Source organism: Nitrosomonas sp., from assembly GCF_022842015.1.
Classification (GTDB): Bacteria; Pseudomonadota; Gammaproteobacteria; order Burkholderiales; family Nitrosomonadaceae; genus Nitrosomonas.
Genome location: NZ_JALHQJ010000032.1, coordinates 12,095 through 36,104, shown reverse-complemented (window position 1 = coordinate 36,104; position 24,010 = coordinate 12,095). Strand labels below are relative to the sequence as shown.

Genomic DNA, 24,010 nt, shown 5'->3' with positions numbered 1-24,010 from the left:
AATGAACACGATTGACACTTTCTATTTTTCCTTCCGGTCACTAACAGCCCATCGGCTGCGTACCGCATTATCAGCCTCAGGAATTGCCGTCGGAATTGCTGCGGTCATCCTCTTGACCGCAATTGGCGATGGTGTGCAGCGATTTGTGCTGTCAGAATTCACTCAGTTTGGTACCAATATCGTTACGGTCACACCAGGGAAAATCAATACACATGGCGGCTCTCTGGGCGCTATTGGCAGCGCACGATTATTAACGATAGAAGATGCGATGGCGCTGAAACAGAGCCGCTACGCCGAATATACCAACGCCAGCGTAGTCGGGAATGCGGAAATTCGTGCGCAAGGCCGTAGCCGACGCGTAACCGCGTATGGTCAGGGACCTGATTTTGCCAAGGCTTTTAACATGCAAATCGAAATCGGACAATTTTTACCCGATGATGATCCGCGTAATCCACGTGCGTATGTAGTACTGGGTGCCAAAGTGCGCGCTGAATTATTCGGTGATACCAATCCTCTTGGTGCGATTCTGCAAGTTGGCGGGACGCGCTTTCGTGTTATCGGAGTGATGGCATCCAAGGGTCAAGTGCTCGGCTTCGATCTGGATGACACAGTTTTCATACCCACAACTCGGGCATTAGAAGTATTCAACCGACAAGGTGTAATGGAAATTCAACTGGCATACTTTCCAGATGCGCCAGTGCAAGCTGTTGTCGAAGATATCCAGCGTATCCTGATCGCGCGTCACGGGCGCGAAGATTTTTCCGTCAAATCACAGCAGCAAATGCTCAGTACTTTATCCACCATTTTGAACGTGTTAAAGTTTGCCGTTGCTGCGCTGGGCGGTATTTCTTTGATCGTCGGTGCTATCGGTATGGTCGCGTTAATGCATATCACGGTTTCTGAGCGGGTGTCGGAAATTGGTTTGCTCACTGCCTTGGGCGCGACACGTTCACGCATCCGTATTTTATTCTTGTTGGAGTCTATTGCGCTTTCCACATTGGGTGGAGTGGCAGGGTTGCTCATTGGCTCTGGTATCGCTTGGTTGCTCAAATTACTCATCAGCGATCTACCAGTAAATATTCCATGGGATTATGTCCTTGGCGCCTTATGTATATCGATGCTGATCGGCCTCGCCGCCGGTGTAATCCCAGCTATGCAGGCAGCAAAATTGAATCCAGTAGATGCATTGCGCACGGATTAGTCGAAAAGCATCTAAATTATTATTTTCATCCGCACTGCTCGAGGTATAGCGTCATTGATACGGTTTAGGCTGATATATAATATGGCATATTTGATTCTTTCTAAGCTGCCTCGCAGCAGAATCCAAATAATATATGAAATGCACGATCAAGTTTTGTAGCCTCATAATGCTGGCAAATATGAGCATTGCGTCATGTCATGCGGTTTATTTCACTTACAAAGGCGGCCCTAGAATCAAGACCGAAGATGGCAATTTTGAAATAGGGTTGAATGGCCGTGGGCATTTCGATGCACATTCATTATATCCAGACCAGGCAAATTCAGATTATCCGGCGTTTGGCAGCCAGCTTCTGAATAGCAATGATCGTGAGGGCATCAATTGGCGCAGAACCTATGCCACAATCACGGGAAAATTTTACGACATTAATTTTAAGTTCGAAAATGACTTCGCAGTCAATGCGACTACCGCATTTCCCCATAGCCTTCGTGAAGCTTGGGTAGCTGCCAGACTGGGACCTGGTCAGCTAACGCTTGGGCAATTCAAGCCGTACCGCGGATTGGAGGAAATAACCAGCTCCAATGAAATCACTTTAATGGAACGGCCATCAACGTCATCTACCGGAATATACAACGGACGACAATTTCTAACCGGCATTGGTTACCGGACACTAATCAAGGATAATCTGGGTTTTGGCGTTTATGTAATGAGTCTGTCGCACTTTGGCTTACCGCTTGCAGGCATCAGTTATGGCGGTCGCGCTGTCTGGCTGCCAATCGACGAAGAAGGTCACATTCTGCATCTTGGGCTTTCAGCCAGCCAAGACATTGCTACCAAAGATTCACTATCAGCCGGAGCCGTCGATGTTTATGGCGGACGCCAAGGTATCACTCAATCCTTAGGAGTCGCAGGAGCCAGCACCAGTTTAAACGCACCTAGCCACAATAGCCAATCGACTATTGCCGCCGAAACTGCGTATTCCGTCGGACCGCTTACGCTACAAGGTGAATACGCTATCACAAAACTCGACAATACCCATCAAACAACTGGAAGCAACAGGGATTCGATTATTCAAGCTTTCTACGTACAGGCCAGCTGGTTTGTAAGCGGATAAATCGCTGTTTATAAGAAAGATCGTGGTGCTTTTGGCAAACCTCAACCAAACGATCGATGGGGCGCACTGGAGTTTTCTGGACGTTACGATCTTGCCGAGAACTTCAACCAGAGCCTCACCGCAGCCCCATGCAAAACAGGCTCGTCAAAATGCCAGATTCAAGTCGTTACGCTGGGCGTGAATTGGTATCCCCGTTCGAACATCCGGTTTATGTTGAATTATTATTACTTGAGCGATGCCACGATTGGAAAAACTGGTTTAGGTACACCGGAACGCACGGATCATTTTTCAGTGCTTTCTTTCCGAACTCAAGTCAGTTTCTAATATACTAATAAGATAGACACAGATAGCGCTCAGATTTGCTGTCTGCCCCATTAATTAAGGAGGTGCCTCATGCGTATCTTGCTCGCGTTGATCATGATTCTTCTGACGAATCCCGCTTTTTCTTGTAACAGCACTCTATTGGATCAGAATTTTCGTAAGCTTGCAGGATCAGAGATGGTGAATTTATGCGAAGCTTACGTCGATAAAGTGCTACTCGTTGTGAACACTGCCAGCAAATGTGGCTATACGCCACAATATGAAGGATTGGAACAGCTGCACGATAAATATCAATCCAAAGGATTGGTCGTACTGGGTTTTCCATCCAATGACTTTATGGGGCAGGAACCTGGAACCGAAGCCGAAATTCAAGATTTCTGCCGCTTGACCTACGATGTGAAATTCCCTATGTTTGAGAAAATCACGGTAAAAAAAGGTCAAGCACATCCTTTTTATGTGCAGTTGGCTGAACTATCCGGCACCTATCCGACCTGGAATTTCCAGAAATACCTAATCGGCCGTGACGGCAAGCTCATCACACAATTCAGCCCGCACACCAAGCCTTTTGACCCAGTCGTGGTGACAGCCATTGAGCAGGCTTTAACACAATGATCTAATGAAAAAACAAGTACAATCCTCTGTTGATTCCCCCAAAAAGCAGGAACCAGAAATAAGCATCTTGTCGATTCTGATTATGTCCTTATTTATTGGGCTGATTGCCGGCGCTGGTGTCGACAAGTCGTATATTCTTCCGATTGCACTCATCACTGCGTTGGTACTTACTGTCAATCGAAACAAAATCGCTAACTCAGATCAACCGAAAAAAAGCACGCGGCAACACACAAAACCAGCAGAAGGTTATTACACCTGGCCTGAATCGGGGCAATTTGCTTGTAAAATTGCAGCAACTCCGTTTCAGAAAGTAATTCAGCAATTGATGCAGGAAAATATCATCAATCCTGATGACAATTCAGTCACAAAAACGCACATCCTGAAAGCCCATCTAATACCCGACAATAGCAACCCTTTCGACAGCGACGTGGTCCATATCGATATTAACGGCCACCCCGTCTGTTATCTAAACCATGATGAATCCAAAAGATTTCATTCCAGACTCCATGAAAAAGAGCTCTCAAATCAGATCACTATTTGCAATGCAATTATTTCATGGGGAAGTGAAACGGATAAAAAAACTCTACGCTACACAGTTAAGCTAGACCTAGAACCATTCTAAGGAATTATCCCTCGGACTAGCAGAACTAATCCATTCCGGGCAAATTCGCTTTAATGCTGCTCAACCATCAAATACAATAAACCTGCTGTTTAACTCAATACTGGGTAGTGCAAAATAAATTTGCTTTGCACGCGCTGCACCTATCCCCGCGGCAAGACTAAGGGGAATTGCGAGTTTAATCATTCCCAGCTTAAAAACTCCCAAATCTTTCTGGAGCATATCGGGCCATATCGTGTTCCAACAGCTCTAACTTTTCTCTCATCAAGTTGCCGACAAACAATTGAGAGTTTGAAGGAATGAGATTTTCCGATATTTCGCGTTGTTTGATTCTTTCTATCGCTTGATTAAAACCATCAATGAATTGGTATGATTTGCCTTCTACATTCTTAAACAGCGCTTCACCAAAATAAGTAAATTCATTTTCACTTGAACATCCAAAAGAAGCTCTGTCTGAAGCTGCAGCTGTCATAATTAAACTGGTTTCATTCTTCAAAGCATCAATGAAAGCACCGGAATAGCACGCAGAAACCAGAATAATGCGCCATTGTATCCCTGCATCATCCAGATAAGCTCTAATATCATCTGGACCTATGTCGTTGAGCTCAAGCGGCCACATATTAACTGAAAGCTCGTGGTCGAAAGAACCGTGACTGGTTAAATACAACAGCACGATATCTTCCTCAGGATTTATCTTACTGCCTATATGATTCAATGCAATTCTTAAATTTGTTGATGAAGCAAGTGGTGTGGTATCGATTGTTTTCAGGTTATTAATCAAAGCAACAGATCGACCTGCCGCTCCAAGATTAAGATTCATGATGTTCTGCACATTGTTAATTTCTTTCATGAATACATCTTGCGATGAATCAGCGCCAAATCCGATGAAAAATAGATCAGTTATACCTTCTACACCAGACTCGATAACGTTGAGCGCATTATTCAACAATTGATATTGGTTATAATAAACCTGCTCTTGATTAACAAAACTTAAATCATCATCGTTATAAGCAGCCAGTGCTTCTGAATAATCAAAATCCTCATGCCAGAAACTCAACGAAACATTAGTCAGTGGATATGAAGCACACACCCAGAGCATGACAACCATTATGGCTTTAATCTTTTGCCAATTTAATAATTGTAATACAACATAAAAACTGACACTTAAAATCCATAACGTATAAACCATGTATCCAGCATCAAAGTAAGCATCTGGCAAAAAGGGTATAACAGTAATAGAAAAAAGATAAAAGAACGGTAATACACAATATGTTGCTGTCAGGAACTGTAATAATTGGTCTTGTGGTTCACAGAGTTTCGCCAGCACAAATCCTACCAGCAGAACTCCCAACAACTCTACACCGATATATCCCAGACCGAATAAACCGAAAACCGGATTAGGCGTTATTACATAAGAAGCAATAAACGTTGTTATGCCATAAAATCCCAGGAGCAAGATGAATTGATCATAAGAAGCCGTTATTTGGCTAATGATATTGCGACGAAATGCAAGTAATTTTAATCCACAGTACAGATTCCTGAATAATACCCGAAGTTCTTTAACTGCCCCAGATTGCTTCAGCTCTTTAGGAATACTTGCATATAAATCCATTTTTATCTCCGGGATTAGTATCAATCAACACAACAGGCTAAGTACGGCAATAACAGATCCAAATGAAGGTGTCGTCAGAACTCTTGCAGTCTTTTTTAGTGCGATTTCTGCCAGAATCCAACTAGTTAGTATGATTCTCCAGAAGCCAGGGAAAAACAATGAAAATAACCCTTATTCAATCAATCAAAAGACCTACCCTGCACTGATAATGTACCAACCTGAAATTTTTGAAGGAAACACTCTTATTCACTCATTCGACAAGAAAATATCCGACTAGTTGATAGCAATCCAATTTAGTTCATGAATAATCATGACAAAAAGTATTTCGCCACATTTTTCAAGATTCTCTAACTTTAGCCGATTCCGCACACAACTATTAATTCTAATTTTCTTCACAAATTTGGAGAGCACACTATGAGCACAGCCCTGCACGAAATTGACGAACGCACCAATTTAACTGCTAATAACAAGTTCGAATTGTTGCTGTTTCGATTAGGCGAAGCTCCTGGTGCCAACCAGCGTGAATTATTTGGCATTAATGTTTTTAAAGTACGTGAAATCCTGGTTATGCCAAACATCACCGAAATTGCCAACGCTCCCCCCTATGTAATGGGCATAGCTAATATTCGTGGTCAAGTCATTACTGTCATCAACCTACCGAAAGTTGTAGGTTGTAAACCGAGCAAAGGAACTTCGATACTCTTGGTCACTGAGTTTGCTCGTTCGACTCAAGCTTTCGCAGTCGAAGAAGTCAACGAAATTGCGCGCCTGGATTGGAATCAAGTAATTGCTGCAGACGGCAAGGGTGGTAACTTGGTCACCAGTATCGCACGGCTTGATGGCGATAAAGAAGGCTCTCGCTTGGCTCAGGTTCTGGATGTTGAGCAGATTCTGCGCGATGTCCTGCCTAACTCCTGCGGTGATATCATGCCCGAAAATATTGGCAACAAAATAAGACTGCCTGCTGGAAAAGTAGTATTGGCCGCTGATGATTCACCGTTGGCGCGCAGCATGATTGAGAATGCGCTAAAAGCATTAGATGTGCCTTATGTCATGGCTAAAACCGGACTCGAGGCTTGGACCAAAATCCAATCCATGTCGGATATTGCCGAAGCCGAAGGCAAAACAATTCAAGACAAAGTTGCTTTAGTCTTGACCGATCTGGAAATGCCAGAAATGGATGGATTCATGCTGACCCGCAACGTCAAAAACGATCAGCGATTTAACTCCATCCCGGTGATAATTCATTCCTCACTTACAGGTGAAGCAAACGAAAATCACGTTAAATCGGTAGGTGCGGATGCTTATGTCGCAAAATTTGTCGCAGAAGAACTAGCCGATGCAATGCGAAAGGTATTGGCGTAGTCGAGAGCAAGTATCACTTCTTTCCAAAAAATAATCAGCTTTCGAACAGGCAAAGTTACCGCTCATTGCCAACCGGTAACTTCATAGCCTTTCTCTTTCAAACAACGCGACACAAAGTTCGCATAGGCTTGACTCGGTTGCGATGACCTTGTCGAGAAGAAAATTCCTCGCAGCAATCCGGCAGTAGCTCCGGCGGCGGCTCCAATCAACGAGCCCTGCCCCGCTGATCCACGAATAGCTCCTCCTGCGGCCCCGCTTGCAGCACCAACACCAGCCCCCATCGCTGTACTAGTTGCCACGTCCCCCATCTGCCCCTTACCTTCCCGAGCGCCAGCTGATTCAGCCAACTGTTTACAAACCTCAATATCCTGCTCCGCGGAATCTTTACCTACGGATAAGAAATGCGTATTGGGATATAGCACAGGCCCAGTACTAGAGCAGGCCGATAGACCAATAAGAATCGACCCTATCATCAATATTATTGCAATTTTCATCGTTTACCCTCATCTCAGAAACATTTTTATCTGGTTAAGCAGTATAACTGGAATGTATATTAGTATTCTTAAAACAAATTCACTCTGACGCTACCTACTATACTGCCATAGATGGATTCATTAATACCAGTTAATACTGTGTCAATTATGCCGAGACGAGAAGTGATGTGACGTGAAAGTAAATCACCTCCGGCAAAGCCGGAGGCTCATCGCTGCCCCCTCAAAGGGGTGCTTGCGAGCTGCTAGATTAGCTCGTTTTCGTACGCTGATATGATTCCGGTCAGCGTCGATCCTGCCGTTAATGCCTTGGAAACATCCTGGGCTTCAATGGCTTCCCTCAGATCTTGCAGTGCATTCTGCATTTTTACGCGCTCCAGAGAACCTAAACGCAACTCCAGATCCGGTAAAAAGATATTGATATACAAAGATACTCTCTCAGCCGCCACCAGAGGCACAAACCTATCAAGATGAAAAGCCAATTCTATGATACCGATATTTCTATTGACCTGACCAACAATCCCTTTACTGATCTCGATCACGATTTCGTTTGCGACTACATTAGCCATATCGCCCGTTAATTGCGTTTTAATCAGTGCATTTCCGGTAGGATTTTCCAGAGCAATAAAACTCTCAACGATACGGTAGAAGAATTCACCTTCGATCTGTTTTTCTCTCGCTTCGGTAGCATCGGCATCTCGATTTTCAATGATTCCCTCGACTTCGCGCAATACCCCGATCAGAAAAGTTCTCACCAGTGGAATAATGATGTTTTCTCGCGCGATCCAGACATTGAGGGGATAATCTCGATTTGTTTTATTGCTTAATGCTTCCCTTCCTTGGACGAACGCCAAAGTGATTTGATCGTCTAAATCGGGGTTACTTCCATCCTGGAGTGTTTGTTTATCCTCCGTAAGCACCTTGTTGACCCTGCCGGCGGTGCCAGCAATCGCACTATAAGCGGAATTAGCTCTATCCCATTCTAAAACCAGTTCATCAGTTGATAAAGCAAGATTTTCACTTACGAACGTCGTTCGATCATAAACGACGAGAGCAAATACACGCTGCAATGATTTATCAATGATTTGCAGCGAAAATGGAACTTCATTTCCATTCTTGACCGATTCAATTGCGTTCGAAACATCTGTGTTAATCGATATACCGTAGATTTGATCAACCAGCTGTGTTAGTTGCTGCAATTCTCCAGTATATGCGGCCCCGATTGCTTCTCCATCTATGGTAGTTTGTCCACGTAAATCTGTAATTGTCTGAAAACCTGAAACCGCATTATCAATAAGCGCTGTGGTCGTTGTAGCACTGTATTTAACCAGGTTTAATTCAGCCTCATAGCTATTCAAAATCGCTGATATCGCATCACGTGCTGTTGCCGAATTAGGCACACTATTATCACTGCTAGCAGTTTGCAAATCACTTAATGCGGTTTCCAGATTCGCGCGTGCCTCCGCACCCAACCGTAATTCTAAATCAGGTAAAAGAATCTTGGCAAAAGCTATCGCGCCTGCAGCTTCAGCCATTGCATGGACGCGATCTACGCCAACGCTATTCGCCTGGCCATCCATTTCCCCTTTAACCCGGCCAATGAATCCCTTATTCAATTCGCTGACAATCTCGTCCGCGACAACATCCGCAACATTTCCTGCTAGTTGGGTTTTGATCAGTGCATTACCCGTCGGATTATCGCGCGCAACTAGTGACTCAATAATGCGATAAAAAACCTCTCCTTCTTTTAATTGTATTCGTGCTGTAATTAAATCTGAGTTTCTATTTTCAATGACACCTCTTACTTCTCTTAATACGCCTATATAATAGGCGCGCGCTAGTGACATTCTTGTCACATAACGTTCAACAGAAAAAGTGGCAAAATCTTCTTCTGGATTGTTTTTATTTAGCGCAGTCCTAATACGTGCCAGAGACTCGGTAATTTGAACGTCTAATTCGGGATTACTGCCTTCTTCGATAAACCGTCTATCCGCGCTCAACACTTCATTGGATCTTGCAGCCGTAGCAGAAACCGCCTGAAATACTGCCTCAGTTTCCTCCAGCGTCTGAATTAGTGTCGCAGATGTTGCTGACTCAAATTCATCACGTATTGCTGCGATGCGGTTAAAGAAACTTTGATAAAATACACGCTGTAATGTCTTGTCGATTACCTGTGCTGCCAAGCTAGGCTCATTGTTACTTTTAATTTCTTCGATCGCCGCCAGGATATCGCTATCCAGTTTTAATGAATTGGTTGTATCGATTTCTTGTGTTAGCGTTTGTAGTTCACCCGCATAGGCTGCAGCGATAGCATCACCATTAATTGGTGTTTCCCTGCGCAATGTGCCAATGGTCTGAAAAGCAGTCACTGCCGACTGAATGGTTTGAATATCGGATGCAACAACGCTCGCACTGCCTATCGCCAGAGCAAGAGTAGTTAAACTCATTATCAATAATCTCTTTATTGAAATTATGGTTTTTTTGGATAAAAACATTATTGGAAACCCCTTCATAAAATGAATCAATATTAATACGAACGCCAATGATAATCATTATTATTTATAAAATCAATCGATATACCATTAATTGCCTTATACTACTTGATACCAGTTAAAAATTTGCAATCAAGGTAGCGCGAATGGCTATCGGAGAACCGGGCGAGATATTGTTGTTGTTGTGTACCGAAGCAAAATAATTGACGTCAAATAAATTCTCAATATTTAACTGGCCGCGAAACCGTTTGGTAAATTGCGCGAATAAAGCTGCGTCGACCCTTGTAAAATCAGGAATTCTGACCGTATTATCGGCTGAAGCAAACATCTCTCCACGATAAATCACGCCAACTGCAGCTCCCACTTTGGGGGTGATATCGTATCGGTTCCAGGCGGAAAAAGTATGTCGAGGAAGCTCCCCTACTGTGGTTCCTTTTTTTGCTACACCCGGTATTTCGCTAGTAAACTCACCGGTTTGAAAAGCGTAGCCCCCCATCACACTCCAATCTGAGGTCAGCTGGCCATTCAGACTGATTTCAATACCCTCTGTACGCTGCCCCTTGGCTAAAAAAGTTCGCGTCGGATCATTTGGGTCAGCCGTAATCACATTCGTTCGATCCAATTGATAGACAGCACCCGTTAATGCCAAATCAGGGCGGATATCCCACTTAATCCCGGTCTCAAGTGTCGTGAATTTTTCAGGCTTAAGTGTATCAACTGTCACATTCAAAGATGTTAGTTGATCGCCGGCGCGTGGAACATAGGCTTGGCTATAACTGGCATAAAAAGAAATCGGCTCGATGGGTTTATAAATGACACCAAAGCGTGGCGCGATCAAATCATCTCTTGTTTTTAAGTGTGCTCTATCCGCATTCCTCTGCCGGAAATCCACTTCAAACATATCGTAGCGCACCCCTGCAATTAGTTGCAACTGCGGCAACAATTCAATCTGATCCTGGATATACAACGATGTAACGTTGACAACACTACGATTATGCGCATCTGTATCCCGCGTCAAAAACCCCACGGGAGCATTTGTAACCGGGTTACTTAAAGGCACGCGCAAATTAACTTGCGATTCGTCATTATTAAAAAACCCATTTCGCCGCTGATTATGGGTTTCCTGACGTCCCACCTCGATACCCGCCATCAGCGTATGCGCAATTGGCCCGGTGTTGAGCGAATAGAGTAAATTCGTCTGATTAAAAACATTGTCACGCGAAGTCGCATTGTTATAAGCGCCGAGCGACACTAATCCGGAAAAAGCCTGGCTATTGGCAAAGATGTTTTGATAAAACTTGTCGTACGTCGTGTAGTTCGTACGGTTCTGCAGCGTAACCCCGGAATCAAATTTATGTTCAATGAAAGAATTGAACGACAGCACATCGATGTTTGCATTACTACGCTTAGGATCACCAAAAAACTGCGACTCATGCACATTAATAGGACGCCCTAGAAATGAAGGAATACCTCGATCAGCGGTGCGATCATCGTGGAATCGCTCCATACCTGCAACTATCTTAGTACGGTACGTTGGTTTGATCGTAACGGTCGGAGATATTCCAAGACGCTCCATACTGACACCATCGCGGAAACTACCTGCATCTTCGTATAAAGCATTCAAACGTACAGCAGCCACATCATTAATGACATAACCGACATCTGCGGTCATTCTTTTCTGATTGAAAGAGCCCCCTTGAAAAGTAAATTCCCGGGCTGGATCCCAGTTGGCCTGCTTCGATACACGATTGACCACACCGCCTGAGCCACCGCGGCCAAAAATCATCCCATTGGCACCTTTGAGCACTTCAATACGTTCAATATTATACAAATCGCGAAAGAATTCGGCATCATCACGTATGCCATCAATAAAAAAATCTCCCGTCGAACGATTACCGCGAAATACCAGCGCATCACGATTGCCCTCTCCTTGTGACACACCGACACCGGGCACATAGCGAACTGCATCGCTCAGACTACGAATGGATTGATCTTTAATCAACTCATTGGTTATTACTGAAATTGCTTGTGGAACATCGCGCAACAAGGTATTGGTTTTTGTCGCTGTATTGGTGCTTACTGCCGCATAACGGCTAGTACTATCGGCAGTGACTTGAATTGAAGGCAAAGTGACCACCGATTCAGCGCCTGATGCAGCTGGCTGCATAGCAATGATATAACCTTCAGCTTGTTGAATTGCTCGCAATCCAGAATTCTCAAGCAACTGATTCAAAGCCGACTGAATTTCAAAGTCACCACTGAGTCCAAAAGTCACCTTTCCTTGCAACAAAGCAGGATCAGCAATCAGCTTGACTCCGGATTGCTCTACAAACTGATTGATAGCATCATGTAAAGAACCGGCTGGAATACTGAGGGTGAGTGTAGTTGACGACGCATCTATAGATTGAGCAACACTTTGTTCTGGAAAGAAAATTAAAGCCAAGCTCAAATTGAACAATATTGCACAAAAACAGAAACGCCTAGCAATCCCGCGGATAGTCATAATAAATTAAGGCACAAATATTATTGTTGCTTTTAGCAAGAGCTCTCGGGCATTTTATGTAGCACAATATTCGTCACCCAATAATGGATATGTATCACACTAGGAAAATAAACAGCAAATATAGATCTGTTCGATTGAGTCTGGATTTGATAGAGCTGAACCAAGGCATTCATAACGCAGAAAAGACTGAAGAAATCACTGAGAAACAGCTTCCTTCATACTACGATGACAATAAAGCTTTCCATATCGCCTGTAATTACCAATTCTGAAGATACCAATCAGTCACCCACACTACGCAGTATTTGGACACATACAAGTGGACTGAGAAACAAAAGATTGAGGAACAAAATCCTGTATCTGAGACTTCTGTTCCAGCGTTTGATCCAATACCTGTTTAACATGGCACGCACACAAACCGCACTGCTCCGTAACGCCGAGGCAAGCCTTTAAATCCCTCATCCGGTCAGCACCCTGGTAAATTGCTTCCCGCAATGCTCTTTCTGTGACTCCTTTGCAAATGCATACGTACATATCGAATACCCTGCGATCTAAAGTTTAGTTAAATTTATTATTATTAAACAATGATCAAAGAATTATTAATAATGAGAATGATTCTTAATTATACCAAATTAATTGTAAAAAGCAATTTTTTTCACTGATCGCTATCTAGTGATAAATAATTGAACACTACTTTTGTGCACTGCTTGTTTAAAACTTGTAAAAAATAAAAATTTGTTGAGTCGATGCAAGACATATAGGATACTAGCCTGATGCTGATTTTCAAGGCACAAATTTCATCAATCAACGCCTGAATCCTCTACAGTAAACAAATCCTAATTTTCGCAGGTAATTTAATGTTCATTAGCGTTCTTGATCTTTTCAAAATAGGTATTGGGCCATCAAGCTCGCATACCATGGGCCCCATGGTTGCAGCCAAAGATTTTCGTGATCGCATTCAGCTCTATGTTTCTAATCACGACACTCCATCTTTCTTGGAGGTTCGCTGTACTTTACGAGGATCTTTGGCTTTCACTGGCAAAGGTCATGCTACTGATCGAGCAGTAACTTTAGGCATGCATCAACATACACCGCAAGGATTAGCCAAGCTGAATGTCAATGAATTATTCGAACAACTTTGGCAGCAAACAACGATTCAGATCAGCGAATCCATCAAAATTTACTTCAACCCAGCAGAAAACATTATTTTCGATCGTGGAGAACCTTTACCGGAGCATCCGAATGGCATGATTTTTCAACTGTTGGACGAAACCGGCAAGACGTTATTAACCGAAACCTATTTCTCGATTGGCGGAGGTTTTATCACCACATTACCGGAAATTGGCAAACTCGTAGCACCAATCAAAATAGAAGCTGCTAGCTCCTGTGGCTTTCCTTTTGACTCAGCTAATCAGATGATGAAAATGTCGGCTGATAGTGGTTTATCGATTGCCGCTATGAAACGCAGCAATGAAGTAGAACGAATTAATGAAAGCAAACTCAATGAAGGACTGGATGCAGTCTGGAATGCAATGCAAACTTGCCTGGAAAATGGATTGGTCGCTGAAGGCCGACTGCCTGGCGGTTTAAATATTAAACGACGTGCGCATGCGTTATATCAACAATTGCAGGATAATCCTCAAAAAGCCAACTTAAATGACTGGCTATGCGCATATGCCATGGCAGTCAATGAAGAAAATGCGGCCGGACATATGGTCGTTACCGCACCGACTAATGGTGCAGCGGGCGTGATACCGGCTGTTATTTACTATGCCGTAAAACATGAAGGCGCAACTCTGGAACACGTACGTGATTTCTTGCTGGTAGCCGGCGCGATTGGCGGACTAATCAAGCATAACAGTTCAATTTCCGGCGCGGAAGTTGGGTGCCAAGGCGAAGTAGGTTCAGCTTCAGCCATGGCAGCAGCAGGTTTGTGTGCCATAAAGGGTGGAACTACTCAACAAATTGAAAATGCTGCAGAAATCGCATTAGAGCATCATTTAGGCATGACTTGTGATCCCGTTGGCAGCTTGGTACAAGTACCATGCATAGAACGTAACGGTTTCGGTGCCATTAAGGCTTATACCGCCGCTTCACTTGCAATCCGCGGTGATGGACAGCATTTTATGTCACTGGACAATTGCATCGCCGCGATGAAACAAACTGGACTAGAGATGTCGATAAAATATAAAGAAACTTCACTAGGTGGTCTGGCGGTCAGCATCACGGAATGTTAATCATTCATCATCTATGACTTTACAACTTACTGACTATATTGCACGCTCTTCTAACAATTAAGAAAACTCCAAGCATCACGACTGGAATCGCAAGACTAGTCAGCAATTCCACATTGATATCTTGCTCTGCAGTCTTTAAAGTTTTTAAAAAAATAAATATTTTACGAACAGATAACTCTTCTGATCCCGCCTAAATAAAGCACAACAACATGTTTTTTACAAATCAATGTCAAAAACTCATGAACAAGCTATGGGATAAAAAAAATCAACGTTCGAATGAACGTTGATCAACTAACTATCAGGAAGGTAAGTGCAGTCTAACATGGCAAATGTGAAGTATTTGTGATAACAAACAAACGATTTAGAATCATGTATCAATGACCTTATTAATACTTAATATAAAAAAACCAATTAGTACTTTTTTATGATGATCTATGTATCATAAGCTACAATATTTTAATTCTTTTTGATAACCGCTTTCTATCACTGACAAACCAGATTAATACAGGGAAACTTATGGGTGCTATTTTCTTTTATATCTTTATTTATTTCATCGGATATTATGCTTCTAATGTATTGAATATGTTAACAGTCCGTCCATTCATCACAAATCGCTATATAGCTGCGTTACTACCTGTATATGGCGTTGCGCTGACACACGCTTACGTAATCGTTAGCAGTCCACCTCCTCAGGGAGCTGACATGACTATCGAATACGCGTTGCTGGTGTTCATCACTCTACCGGTTGTGATAGTGACACTGGGTGCTGTGTACTTCATGTGGAACAGTAAAGGCAAACAAGATGATGACTCGGATGAAAATGCGTTCGATAATGCAAGCGCGCCATCTGAAACTATTAGCGATGAACCCACTGACCAGAAAACCGAAACACAACCTGAAGTTGATCTAGTTACAGAAGAAGAAAAAGCTAACCACATAGATAAAGAGCACACCCCTAATCGCAATGAAAAAATTTAATGTAACCATCTATTGCTGAAAGGCTGCTATCGATGTTTACGAGGGTTTGTCGACAATTACATGCTCCTTTTGTGCACTAAGCGTACCTTGTTCAATAATCGCTAGCGTCAATCGCGAAATTGCCACACGCTTACCTGTATCTTCTTCGAGAATATCTGTTTGCCAAACTTGTGTGCGTCGACCCGTATGTAATGGCGTGCAAATACCAACAACATGGCCTTTAGTAACTGCCCGGATATGATTGATATTTAATTCCAACCCAACCGCACGGTATTGTTCGGGATTTATTGTCATCCAGCCAGATACACTACCTAAGGTTTCAGACAACACACAACTTGCACCACCATGCAATATACCGAATGGCTGTGTCGTGCGTTTGTCGACCGGCATGCGCGCCTTCAAGAAATCTGGGCCCAACTCGACAAACTGGATGCCAATATGTTCCCCCATATTGGCATTCCGCAAACCTTCCAAGTACTCGATCGTGTAATCTTTAAACCAAATCTTAGTCATTGAACATTCCTTTTATTGTTCTCTTTTGATAGTGGAGAAACCCCATTCATTGATGCAGAATCACGTCAGGATTGAAAATTTCCGATTACATTTGCATCCGACTCATTCGCACACTGTTAGCTAACAACTTCCTTGTGGGTTGAATTATATGGCCTATCAACAAGTTCCAGAGTGCTTAGACGATCGTAAAAAATGTAACTAGAATAGTTTGATAGGAAGAAAGATTTTTGATTGATTTTCTTGACTTAAATCATGCCAAATGTCTATCTTTAAAGTCTTCTGAATGCACCAAGGCATCCTTGAACTAAATTACAACCTTCCTGCTTCAAGAATCCTAATTGTGCATCTTCTCTACACCTTCAGCCACTGATATGTCTTACAGGCTAGTATTACCAGATTGCTATCCTAATAATCTAATAAACAAAGAACCCATTCATGTCGCAAGATAAATGCATACCTCTGGATTATTTTTCTTACTAATAAATTATTCGCCAAACGCATCTCTGAGCCACTCAATCTCTTGCCCATGACTACCGGACAGCAAGAGTACATCAAATCGACAAGGTGACTCAAAGTCTGATTCAGCCAAATAATATCGTGCAGTGCGTAATATTTTAGCTCGTTTCGTGAAGGTAATACTTGCAGCTGCCCCACCATACTTTTCACTTGTGCGCATGCGCACTTCAATGAAAACCAGTGTTTCTTTATCGTACATTATCAGATCGATTTCTCCGAAACGGCAGCGATAATTTCGCGCCACTAAAACCAATTGTTGTCGCTGCAAATACGACACGGCTATTTCTTCGGCCTCACTGCCCTTCATCTTCCACGATACTTTTTGAATTCATTATCAGTTGAATTTTACCGCTCTTAAATTGCGCTGCAACAAGTTCGCGCACAAACTGATTAGGTAATTGGAAGCGAATTTGCCCGGTAACGCCATCAATAGAAATTGCATCAATAGGCTGTGGCAACATCAAATTTACTAGCAATCGGAAAGCGTCAATACCCAGCGCATAAAGGCGCTCCATTTCAATACTCTTAGCTGTGCTGGTGTGACGATAGGCCATAACAGCGGGATGATCAGGTTGCAATAGCCAAGGCATATCCAGAAACTGGATATCATTGAGATCATTATTGAGTAAAAAATTGTCAGTTCCTGCAAAAATCTGTGATGTGGCATACACCGGCACTTCTGGATCAATGTAGGAACGTAGCAAACGTGATTTTTCTAGGTCCAGAGCAAGAAAAACCAAATGATTGCTACCGCCAGTCAAGTTACGAAATTGTTGCAACACTGCTGGATTATCAGCATACAGAAATGATTCGGTGGTTTTATCAATTTCGTTTTGCCACCGCAGCGTAAAGGCATTCTGGAGCCGCTTGGACAAAGAACTGTCATCACCGATGATAATGGCGTGACTTCTACCACTTGACAGCGCCAGTTCAGCAAGCTGATTCGCTTCAGACTCCATTTGCAAACCAAAAGAATAAAGTTTAGGCGGCAAATTCGTATTACTGTCCGCTGTATTCAGTGCTAAAGTGGGCACACTGGAAAAATGACTGGATGCCACAGCCGAAACACCATCACGCGTGAGAGGGCCGACGACGAATATTGCACCGGCACTTAACGCCTGATGATAAGTAATCAAAATATCGAGCGGATCATCGGTTGTGGAATATAACCGAATGATTGCTGGAAGCGGCTCTCCGCGCTGTGTAGCAGTCACAAAACCCTCTTTCACCATATTAGCAGCTTCGCCAAATGAGGCGGATTCCAAGGGCAGTAACAGCGCAATATGAGGTACTAGCGCAGATTCAGGTAAAATTCCCAATTGATCTTGCTCACTGAGATCAGTCGCCATCGATGAAAAGCTAAAACTTAACAACAAGACTGCTACTAGGGTAATTATAAAGAAACGTTGCATCGTGAGGATTATGCTGAGTAAAAGTGCATTATATGTGGTTGCCACACCAATAGGAAATTTAAACGATATCAGCTTACGTGCCTTAGATATTCTGGCAAAAGTGGATGTAGTCGCCGCTGAACATACACAAGTTTCCGGACATTTTTTAGCAGCACACTCAATTTCCACCAAGCTTATTAGCTTACATCAACACAATGAAGCAATTGTTTCCAATAAGATTTTAGCACTGTTAAATAGCGGTAAAAATGTTGCTTTAGTAACTGATGCAGGCACCCCTGGCATTTCCGATCCAGGCGCAATTCTAGTTCAACACGTACGTGCGCATGGATATTCTATTATTCCCATTCCCGGTGCGAATGCAGCAATTTGCGCCCTATCAGCCAGCGGCATTACAGATCCACATTTTTTATTTTATGGTTTTTTACCGACTAAAACTGGATTGCGTAAGCGCGCACTAATCGAATTAAAACCACAGCTGTGCACATTAATATTTTATGAGGCACCTCATCGAATTCTGGAATGCATAATCGACATGATGGAGGTTTACGGTTCTCAGCGTAATCTTACCATTGCCCGGGAACTGACTAAATTATTTGAAACTATCCATATGGGCACTTTGGAAGAAGTTTATTCCTGGCTACAGGGAGACAGTAATCAGCAAAAAGGCGAGTTTGTTTTATTGTTGTCCGGTGCAGAAACCATGGACAAATCCGAAATCAGTGAACAAGCACAGCACACATTAAAATGCTTACTGCTTGAACTGCCGTTAAAGCAAGCAGTTAAACTGACAACAGAGATCACGGGTGAAAACAAAAATTCGCTCTATCAACTGGCGTTAGCATTAAAAACTGCAGGATATCCCGAATAGCCTAATGGCGCTTACGCTATAATCCAGTTCTTATATTGATGGCTAATAAACCTTGACCAGCATAACCATTACCCGTCCAGATGATTGGCACTTACATTTGCGAGACGGCAAGCAATTACGCTCTGTGCTGCCGCATACGGCAAGGCAGTTTGCGCGCGCAATTATTATGCCTAACCTTAAACCGCCGATTGTAACAACGGAAATGGCCTTGGCTTATCGTGCACAGATATTGGCTGCTTTACCTGAGACATTGTATGGCAGTTTTAATCCGCTGATGACCCTTTATTTGACTGAAAATACATCCCCCTCAGAAATCATTCGGGCAAAAGAAAGTAAAGCGATACAAGGCATAAAACTGTATCCGGCTGGCGCAACGACAAATTCGGATGCCGGAGTAACCGATATTACCAAGTGCTATACTACATTGGAAACAATGGAGCAAAATAACCTGCCGTTGCTGGTGCATGGCGAAGTAACAGATACTAATATAGATATATTTGATAGAGAAAAAGTTTTTATCGATCGGATACTGGCTCCTCTGACACAACGTTTTCCAAACTTGCGCATCGTGTTTGAGCATATTACTACACGGGATGCAGTAATGTTTGTAAAAGAGACATCCAAATCGATTGCGGCTACGATTACGGCGCATCACTTATTGTTGAATCGTAATGCGATTTTTCAAGGTGGTATCCGCCCTCATTACTACTGCTTACCTATCTTAAAGCGCGAAATTCATCGTCAAGCATTATTGAATGCAGCCACCAGCGGCAATCCGAAATTTTTCCTTGGCACTGACAGTGCACCGCACGCACAAACAAATAAAGAAAACGCCTGTGGTTGCGCTGGAATTTTCACAGCCCATGCTGCTATTGAATTGTACGCAACAGCATTCGAACAAGCAGGTGCGCTTGATAAATTAGAGGCATTTGCTAGTTTTTACGGTGCGGATTTTTATCAGTTGCCCCGTAACAGCAGCCATATCACGCTAAAAAAAGAACACTGGATTGTTCCAGAGAAATTCGGATTCGCAAATGAAAAATTGATCCCCCTTTATGCCGGGGAAAACTTAACTTGGAAAATGACATAGCTATCAGGAAATATTTTTGTGTAATCGCAGCGAGCCTGGATATTCTGAAGAATCAATATCAATAATCTCTGCCGTATCGTATAGACCAAGGAAGTTGTTACCGCCCCAGCAAATTACTACACTCCTCATTGTTAGCAATCGGTCAGTTATAGAAAAAAATTCATGCAAAGCAAGGGTATGAAATAAATTGGCTCTCTGACTAAAATCCAGCCCAAGAACATTCAAAAAAACAATCACCGCGACAAATTATTATCGTCAACAAAAACAAATAGCCATCTGATTCATAACACATATCTATGGATTATTACTGCTTGTATCCCTATTTATAACCAGAATGCTCTTCCGACAAAAATCGATTTCTATTCAGCTCCTATTAAGGTCAAAAACCACACAATTGAAACCAAAATAACAAATAGATTTCTGCATTGCGCCAAGGATTACAGATGAAATTTAAATGAAAAGTATTTTTACAAACAATCTGTACTTTGGTTTAACCTGGAGATACATTATGAACGCAAAAAGGACACTCATTCTGTTGGCAATAATTGGAATATTTTTTCTCAGTGGATGTATGGCGACGCCTTATTATGGTGGCTCTGGATATTATCGAAATACAGTATATGGTTACGGGTATCAATCCCCCAATTACATCAGTCCCGGCTACATCAGAGCGCAAAGACACTTTATCGGCGGATATAGTAGGCATGTGGGTGGAGGGCATCGACATTTTATCGGTGGACACAGACACATGAATGGAGGACATCACCACCGGGGAGGAAACCATCGCAGAGGACATCATCGTTGATCAAAAAGATTAATTTTTGGTTGCACCTTCCCCATGCACTTGAGTACTTGATCGACATAAAATCCGCTTCCAATAATTGAGAAATCTGCTATCTTTAATCATGACAAGTTTTCAGCAATTTCACTATATAGTTGATTGCTCAAGATGCTAGGTTGCCAATGTAGCGCACCCCATGATAATTTCTAAGAACTGTCTTTTAGTCTTGCATCTATCGTATTTTAAAACTGTAAGGTTTTAGATTCTCTGATGGCAAGATATAATATTTATTTTTTGCGGATTCATATGAAGCTCTTATTCGTGTTATTGCTAGCGTGCCTTGCTGTTTCATCAGTATCTGCACAGCAACAAGATATTTCCGTGGCTGCTAAATCTTTTATGCTGTCAGATTTTCAAACGGGACAGGTATTGGCCGGACAAAACGTACACGAACGCATAGAACCTGCATCTCTCACCAAGCTGATGACTGCTTATGTGGTGTTTTCTGCGTTGAAACAGAGGCAAATTGCACTGGATCAAACTGTTCCGGTATCCGAGAGTGCCTGGCGCATGATTGGTTCACGCATGTTTATCGAGCCTAAGAAGCAAGTTACTGTAGATGAATTAATCCGTGGAATGATCGTCCAATCCGGCAATGATGCCTGCATTGCCTTGGCTGAGGCCGTCGCAGGCTCAGAAGCAAGTTTCGTGACTATCATGAATAACGAAGCAAAGCGTTTAGGAATGAGAAACACGAATTTCACTAATACAACGGGGTTGCCCGACTCCAATCACTATACAACCGCACATGATTTAACTTTACTGGCAACTGCTATCATCCGCGAATTTCCGGATTTTTACCCGCTTTACTCATTAAAGGAATATACCTATAACAACATTACCCAACCCAACCGGAATCGGTTGCTATGGATTGACCCACATGTTGATGGCATGAAAACAGGTTGGACTAAAACTGCCGGCTATTGCCTGATTACATCGGCGATACGCGATAAACGACGATTAATCTCAGTCGTCATTGGTGCCCAATCAGCCAATGCACGCAGTATGGAAAGTCAGCGCCTACTCAATTATGGTTTCCAGTTTTACGATACGCTGCATTTATACAAAAAAAATGATTCACTTGCCACCATCCATTTGTGGAAAGGCACCCAGAACGAATTGAAAGCCGGATTTGATCGTGATGTTTTTTTCACTCTGCCAAAAGGTCAGGCTGACAAGCTTAAAGCCACCATGGAGTATAAACAACCTCTGATCGCACCAGTTCAACTCGGTCAAGAAGTTGGTACGGTTAAATTTACACTCGACAATAAGACCGTTGAAGTTTATCCATTAGTCGCCTTGGAAAAAGTTGATTCAGCCAGTTTCCTGGGCCGAGCATGGGATAGTGTAAAATTGTTGTTAAACTAATCTCCAGCTAAACTTATCAAAAGAATTTCGCATGATATATCTGAACGGCAAGTTTATGCCCATCGAAGAAGCATTTGTTCCTGTGCTGGATCGTGGTTTTATTTTCGGAGATGGCATATATGAGGTTATTCCAGTTTATTCACGAAAACCTTTCCGGCTCGCCGAACATCTCATGCGTCTACAACACAGCTTGGATGGCATACGCCTAAAGAATCCATTCAGTAATGAAGAATGGAGAAACCTTTTGGAGCAGGTCATAATTAATAATGACGGGGAAGACCAATACATTTATCTGCACATCACGCGCGGAGTGGCTAAGCGTGATCATGCTTTTCCTGCAAATGTTCCTCCCACTATTTTTATTATGAGTAATCCGCTGCTGCAGCCATCTGAAGAATTACTTAAAAGTGGTGCATCGGCTGTTACAGCTAATGATAATCGCTGGATTCGCTGCGATGTCAAAGCCATTTCTCTGCTACCCAACGTATTGTTGCGGCAACTGGCAGTGGATGTGCAGGCACTCGAAACCATCTTGATTCGAAATGGATTCCTGACTGAAGGTTCTGCCAGCAACATTTTCATAGTAAAGGACAAAATATTGCTGGCACCTCCAAAAAGTAATCTGATGTTACCTGGGATCACATATGATGTAGTGCTGGAACTAGCTGCAGCCAATCAAATTCCCCATGAAATCAGAGAGATTCATGAAATAGAGATACGAATAGCTGACGAAATTCTGCTGACGTCATCGACCAAAGAAATCATGCCAATTACTTTATTGGACAATAAACCTGTCGGAGATGGAAAACCAGGAGAATTTTTCAGGCGATTGCATGCACTCTATCAAGAATATAAAGCAACTCACATGCGTGGGCACACCACAGATCGTTTAACCAGTTGATTTAAATTTAAGCTATTTTCGATTTGCAGTTATGACAGAACAAGCTTCATTAATTGAATATCCTTGTGATTTTCCAATCAAGATTATGGGTAAAGCGCATCAGGATTTTACTCAAACAACATTGGCTATTGTTAAATACCATGCTCCAGATTTCGATATCACCACTACGGCTGTCAAGGCCAGCAGAAATGGCACTTATTTAAGCCTCACCTGCACCATTCGCGCCACTTCCCGATCTCAACTCGATGCTTTATATCAGGCATTATCCGAACATTCCATGATCTCAGTGGTATTATGACTATCCATGCGACAACCAGTATTCATTTTCCATTCATGAGTGACAGCGCTTGATCGTCAGAACCTTAGGGCTATCCGATTATCAACCTACCTGGCAAGCCATGAAGGATTTTACTTCTGCTCGAACCACTGAAACTTGTGACGAAATTTGGTTATTACAACACCCACCTATATTTACTCAAGGCATTGCAGGAAAGGATGAGCATCTATTAAACAGTCACGGGATTGATGTAATTAAATCTGATCGTGGCGGGCAGATCACCTATCATGGACCTGGACAAATTATTGCTTACTTATTGCTGGATGTTCGCCGGTTAAAACTCGGCGTGCGAGAACTAGTCAGAAACATGGAAAACGCTGTGATCGACTTATTGAAGGATTACCATATTAATGCGACAGGACGAGTTGAGGCACCAGGCGTGTACATTGGCAATGCCAAAATCGCCTCATTGGGACTCAAAATCAAGAGAAATTTCTGTTATCACGGTATCGCTTTGAATGTAAATATGGATCTGACTCCATTTTCTTACATTAATCCCTGCGGCCATCAAGGCTTACAAATTACGCAAACCAAAGATTTGGGCATTACCGATAGCCTGGAAATATTAAGCAACAAACTCGCTAATCAGATACAAGAAAAACTTATCAAAGGATAATCAATTTAT

Annotated in this window: 21 protein-coding genes and 1 pseudogene; 14 read left to right on the top strand and 8 right to left on the bottom strand. The window is 42.7% G+C overall.

Going from position 1 to position 24,010, the window contains the following annotated elements:
* Nucleotide 1 precedes the first annotated feature (1 nt).
* The 4 genes and pseudogenes from Q0C11_RS07790 to Q0C11_RS07775 all read left to right on the top strand — a co-directional run bounded on the left by Q0C11_RS07790 (nucleotide 2) and on the right by Q0C11_RS07775 (nucleotide 3,867).
* The gene (locus Q0C11_RS07790; RefSeq protein ID WP_293006998.1) at nucleotides 2-1,201 is read left to right on the top strand and encodes an ABC transporter permease; all 1,200 of its coding nucleotides are present in this window, start codon (nucleotides 2-4) and stop codon (nucleotides 1,199-1,201) included.
* Nucleotides 1,202-1,334: 133 nt separating this feature from the next.
* Nucleotides 1,335-2,636, top strand: a pseudogene (locus tag Q0C11_RS07785) (OprO/OprP family phosphate-selective porin).
* Between the two features lie 69 nt (nucleotides 2,637-2,705).
* Entirely contained in the window at nucleotides 2,706-3,245 is a 540-nt protein-coding gene (locus Q0C11_RS07780; RefSeq protein WP_293006997.1) for a glutathione peroxidase, read from the top strand.
* A gap of 4 nt (nucleotides 3,246-3,249) precedes the next feature.
* Complete coding sequence (locus Q0C11_RS07775) at nucleotides 3,250-3,867, top strand: hypothetical protein (RefSeq protein ID WP_293006996.1); 618 nt, start codon at nucleotides 3,250-3,252, stop codon at nucleotides 3,865-3,867.
* Nucleotides 3,868-4,057: 190 nt separating this feature from the next.
* On the opposite strand, the gene Q0C11_RS07770 is transcribed toward Q0C11_RS07775, so the two are convergent.
* Nucleotides 4,058-5,476, bottom strand: a complete 1,419-nt coding sequence (locus Q0C11_RS07770; protein ID WP_293006995.1) for a C13 family peptidase — start codon at nucleotides 5,474-5,476, stop codon at nucleotides 4,058-4,060.
* A gap of 414 nt (nucleotides 5,477-5,890) precedes the next feature.
* On the opposite strand from Q0C11_RS07770, the gene Q0C11_RS07765 reads away from it, so the two are divergent.
* Complete coding sequence (locus tag Q0C11_RS07765; protein WP_293006994.1) at nucleotides 5,891-6,841, top strand: chemotaxis protein; 951 nt, start codon at nucleotides 5,891-5,893, stop codon at nucleotides 6,839-6,841.
* A gap of 62 nt (nucleotides 6,842-6,903) precedes the next feature.
* Here the strand turns inward: Q0C11_RS07765 and Q0C11_RS07760 are convergent, their stop codons facing one another.
* From Q0C11_RS07760 to Q0C11_RS07745, 4 genes are all read right to left on the bottom strand, one after another.
* The gene (locus tag Q0C11_RS07760; protein WP_293006993.1) at nucleotides 6,904-7,335 is read right to left on the bottom strand and encodes a glycine zipper family protein; all 432 of its coding nucleotides are present in this window, start codon (nucleotides 7,333-7,335) and stop codon (nucleotides 6,904-6,906) included.
* A gap of 242 nt (nucleotides 7,336-7,577) precedes the next feature.
* On the bottom strand, nucleotides 7,578-9,779 hold the full coding sequence (locus Q0C11_RS07755) for a hypothetical protein (RefSeq protein ID WP_293006992.1): 2,202 nt from the start codon (nucleotides 9,777-9,779) through the stop codon (nucleotides 7,578-7,580).
* 163 nt (nucleotides 9,780-9,942) lie between these two features.
* Complete coding sequence (locus Q0C11_RS07750; RefSeq protein ID WP_293006991.1) at nucleotides 9,943-12,267, bottom strand: TonB-dependent siderophore receptor; 2,325 nt, start codon at nucleotides 12,265-12,267, stop codon at nucleotides 9,943-9,945.
* Nucleotides 12,268-12,618: 351 nt separating this feature from the next.
* Nucleotides 12,619-12,858 (bottom strand): (2Fe-2S)-binding protein, encoded by a 240-nt coding sequence (locus Q0C11_RS07745; protein ID WP_293006990.1) that lies wholly within the window; start codon nucleotides 12,856-12,858, stop codon nucleotides 12,619-12,621.
* Between the two features lie 323 nt (nucleotides 12,859-13,181).
* Here Q0C11_RS07745 and Q0C11_RS07740 point away from each other — a divergent pair, with 323 nt between their 5' ends.
* Both Q0C11_RS07740 and Q0C11_RS07735 read left to right on the top strand, forming a co-directional pair.
* Nucleotides 13,182-14,561 (top strand): L-serine ammonia-lyase, encoded by a 1,380-nt coding sequence (locus Q0C11_RS07740; protein WP_293006989.1) that lies wholly within the window; start codon nucleotides 13,182-13,184, stop codon nucleotides 14,559-14,561.
* 582 nt (nucleotides 14,562-15,143) lie between these two features.
* The gene (locus Q0C11_RS07735) at nucleotides 15,144-15,539 is read left to right on the top strand and encodes a hypothetical protein (RefSeq protein ID WP_293006988.1); all 396 of its coding nucleotides are present in this window, start codon (nucleotides 15,144-15,146) and stop codon (nucleotides 15,537-15,539) included.
* Between the two features lie 36 nt (nucleotides 15,540-15,575).
* Here Q0C11_RS07735 and Q0C11_RS07730 read toward each other — a convergent pair whose 3' ends face one another.
* The 3 genes from Q0C11_RS07730 to Q0C11_RS07720 form a co-directional block, all read right to left on the bottom strand.
* Nucleotides 15,576-16,052, bottom strand: a complete 477-nt coding sequence (locus tag Q0C11_RS07730) for a hotdog fold thioesterase (protein ID WP_293006987.1) — start codon at nucleotides 16,050-16,052, stop codon at nucleotides 15,576-15,578.
* A 484-nt stretch (nucleotides 16,053-16,536) separates the two neighbouring features.
* On the bottom strand, nucleotides 16,537-16,875 hold the full coding sequence (locus Q0C11_RS07725; RefSeq protein ID WP_293006986.1) for a YraN family protein: 339 nt from the start codon (nucleotides 16,873-16,875) through the stop codon (nucleotides 16,537-16,539).
* Nucleotides 16,862-17,980 carry a penicillin-binding protein activator gene (locus tag Q0C11_RS07720; RefSeq protein ID WP_293006985.1) on the bottom strand — a complete coding sequence of 373 codons (1,119 nt, stop codon included), beginning with the start codon at nucleotides 17,978-17,980 and terminating at the stop codon, nucleotides 16,862-16,864. Before Q0C11_RS07720 ends, Q0C11_RS07725 begins: the two co-directional genes overlap by 14 nt.
* A gap of 10 nt (nucleotides 17,981-17,990) precedes the next feature.
* Here Q0C11_RS07720 and rsmI point away from each other — a divergent pair, with 10 nt between their 5' ends.
* The 7 genes from rsmI (at nucleotide 17,991) to lipB (ending at nucleotide 24,001) form a co-directional block, all read left to right on the top strand.
* Nucleotides 17,991-18,848, top strand: a complete 858-nt coding sequence (gene rsmI / locus Q0C11_RS07715) for a 16S rRNA (cytidine(1402)-2'-O)-methyltransferase (protein ID WP_293006984.1) — start codon at nucleotides 17,991-17,993, stop codon at nucleotides 18,846-18,848.
* A 52-nt stretch (nucleotides 18,849-18,900) separates the two neighbouring features.
* Nucleotides 18,901-19,938: a dihydroorotase gene (pyrC, locus tag Q0C11_RS07710; protein ID WP_293006983.1), complete on the top strand. Its 1,038-nt coding sequence runs from the start codon at nucleotides 18,901-18,903 to the stop codon at nucleotides 19,936-19,938.
* 508 nt (nucleotides 19,939-20,446) lie between these two features.
* Entirely contained in the window at nucleotides 20,447-20,743 is a 297-nt protein-coding gene (locus tag Q0C11_RS07705; RefSeq protein ID WP_293006982.1) for a hypothetical protein, read from the top strand.
* Between the two features lie 282 nt (nucleotides 20,744-21,025).
* Complete coding sequence (locus tag Q0C11_RS07700; protein WP_293006981.1) at nucleotides 21,026-22,147, top strand: D-alanyl-D-alanine carboxypeptidase family protein; 1,122 nt, start codon at nucleotides 21,026-21,028, stop codon at nucleotides 22,145-22,147.
* A gap of 31 nt (nucleotides 22,148-22,178) precedes the next feature.
* Nucleotides 22,179-23,048, top strand: a complete 870-nt coding sequence (locus tag Q0C11_RS07695; RefSeq protein WP_293006980.1) for a D-amino acid aminotransferase — start codon at nucleotides 22,179-22,181, stop codon at nucleotides 23,046-23,048.
* A gap of 31 nt (nucleotides 23,049-23,079) precedes the next feature.
* Complete coding sequence (locus Q0C11_RS07690; protein ID WP_293006979.1) at nucleotides 23,080-23,346, top strand: DUF493 domain-containing protein; 267 nt, start codon at nucleotides 23,080-23,082, stop codon at nucleotides 23,344-23,346.
* A 49-nt stretch (nucleotides 23,347-23,395) separates the two neighbouring features.
* Complete coding sequence (lipB, locus tag Q0C11_RS07685; protein WP_293006978.1) at nucleotides 23,396-24,001, top strand: lipoyl(octanoyl) transferase LipB; 606 nt, start codon at nucleotides 23,396-23,398, stop codon at nucleotides 23,999-24,001.
* The last annotated feature ends 9 nt before the right edge of the window (nucleotides 24,002-24,010 follow it).

Coding starts and splice junctions, on each gene's coding strand:
- Q0C11_RS07790 (WP_293006998.1), top strand. CDS start 2: ATGAACACGATTGACACTTTCTATTTTTCCTTCCGGTCACTAACAGCC.
- Q0C11_RS07780 (WP_293006997.1), top strand. CDS start 2,706: ATGCGTATCTTGCTCGCGTTGATCATGATTCTTCTGACGAATCCCGCT.
- Q0C11_RS07775 (WP_293006996.1), top strand. CDS start 3,250: ATGAAAAAACAAGTACAATCCTCTGTTGATTCCCCCAAAAAGCAGGAA.
- Q0C11_RS07770 (WP_293006995.1), bottom strand. CDS start 5,476: ATGGATTTATATGCAAGTATTCCTAAAGAGCTGAAGCAATCTGGGGCA.
- Q0C11_RS07765 (WP_293006994.1), top strand. CDS start 5,891: ATGAGCACAGCCCTGCACGAAATTGACGAACGCACCAATTTAACTGCT.
- Q0C11_RS07760 (WP_293006993.1), bottom strand. CDS start 7,335: ATGAAAATTGCAATAATATTGATGATAGGGTCGATTCTTATTGGTCTA.
- Q0C11_RS07755 (WP_293006992.1), bottom strand. CDS start 9,779: ATGAGTTTAACTACTCTTGCTCTGGCGATAGGCAGTGCGAGCGTTGTT.
- Q0C11_RS07745 (WP_293006990.1), bottom strand. CDS start 12,858: ATGTACGTATGCATTTGCAAAGGAGTCACAGAAAGAGCATTGCGGGAA.
- Q0C11_RS07740 (WP_293006989.1), top strand. CDS start 13,182: ATGTTCATTAGCGTTCTTGATCTTTTCAAAATAGGTATTGGGCCATCA.
- Q0C11_RS07735 (WP_293006988.1), top strand. CDS start 15,144: ATGTTAACAGTCCGTCCATTCATCACAAATCGCTATATAGCTGCGTTA.
- Q0C11_RS07730 (WP_293006987.1), bottom strand. CDS start 16,052: ATGACTAAGATTTGGTTTAAAGATTACACGATCGAGTACTTGGAAGGT.
- Q0C11_RS07725 (WP_293006986.1), bottom strand. CDS start 16,875: ATGAAGGGCAGTGAGGCCGAAGAAATAGCCGTGTCGTATTTGCAGCGA.
- Q0C11_RS07720 (WP_293006985.1), bottom strand. CDS start 17,980: ATGCAACGTTTCTTTATAATTACCCTAGTAGCAGTCTTGTTGTTAAGT.
- rsmI (WP_293006984.1), top strand. CDS start 17,991: ATGCTGAGTAAAAGTGCATTATATGTGGTTGCCACACCAATAGGAAAT.
- Q0C11_RS07705 (WP_293006982.1), top strand. CDS start 20,447: ATGAACGCAAAAAGGACACTCATTCTGTTGGCAATAATTGGAATATTT.
- Q0C11_RS07700 (WP_293006981.1), top strand. CDS start 21,026: ATGAAGCTCTTATTCGTGTTATTGCTAGCGTGCCTTGCTGTTTCATCA.
- Q0C11_RS07695 (WP_293006980.1), top strand. CDS start 22,179: ATGATATATCTGAACGGCAAGTTTATGCCCATCGAAGAAGCATTTGTT.
- Q0C11_RS07690 (WP_293006979.1), top strand. CDS start 23,080: ATGACAGAACAAGCTTCATTAATTGAATATCCTTGTGATTTTCCAATC.